1 protein-coding gene is annotated in these 836 nt (G+C 33.4%); it reads right to left on the bottom strand.

What is annotated here, in order from left to right; all coding sequences use genetic code 11:
- Nucleotides 1–24: 24 nt before the first annotated feature.
- A complete protein-coding gene (locus HM984_RS17400; RefSeq protein WP_179350115.1) occupies nt 25–819 on the bottom strand; it encodes a cation efflux transmembrane domain-containing protein in 795 nt (264 codons plus the stop codon).
- Nucleotides 820–836: the final 17 nt, after the last annotated feature.

Below are 836 nucleotides of genomic sequence, written 5' to 3'. Positions count from 1 at the left end.
TGTTGTAAGTAGTGCTTTTTTCGTTCACTTACTTAATTTCAAAATCCGAAATGCTCCTTGAATTACCAATGCAAAAACAATTGTTCCGATAATCAAATCAGGTTTATTAGAACTCAAATAATGCACTAAAATTCCTGCAATAATTACTCCCAAATTGATAATCACGTCATTCGAAGTAAAAATCATACTTGCTTTCATATGTACTTCTTCTTTGCTCTTTGACTTTTGCAAAATATAAAGACAAATTCCGTTTGCAATAAGTGCAAAAATCGAAACGATAATCATTGTTGAAAAATCGGGAAGTTTCTCGTTTCCGAAAAATCTTCTCAAGACTTCTACAAATCCAATAATCGCAAGTATTATTTGAAAATATCCAGCAAGTTTGGCAATACGTTTTTTCTTTATTACTGTTCCGCCAACCGCAAACAAACTAATTCCGTACACAAAACTGTCCGCAAGCATATCTAAACTATCGGCAACAAGTCCCATAGATTTTGAGATAATTCCTGTCGTCATTTCGATAATGAAAAAAGCAAAATTTATGGCAAGTACAGACCAAAGTAGTTTTTTCTGATTTTCGTTTTCTTTAAATTCCGTTTGGTCGGTTTGTTCCGTTGAGATTTTTTTTCCACCTAAATTCAGTTCGATAACGGACTTTTCGATTTGGTCAATTTCTCCGCTGTGAAAAACGGTCAATTTTCGGTTCGGAATATCAAAGTCCAAATTTGCAATGCTTGAAATTCCGTCCAATTTCATTCGGATAAGATTTTCCTCTGAAGGACAATCCATTTTGGTAATTTCAAATATCGTTTTATTCACTTGGTTTCTGGGTTTTT

The sequence above is a fragment of the Winogradskyella pacifica genome, assembly GCF_013403915.1.
In the GTDB taxonomy this organism is placed as follows: Bacteria; Bacteroidota; Bacteroidia; order Flavobacteriales; family Flavobacteriaceae; genus Winogradskyella; species Winogradskyella pacifica.
Note: the sequence above shows the minus strand (reverse complement) of the source record. Positions and strands in the feature narration are given on the sequence as shown.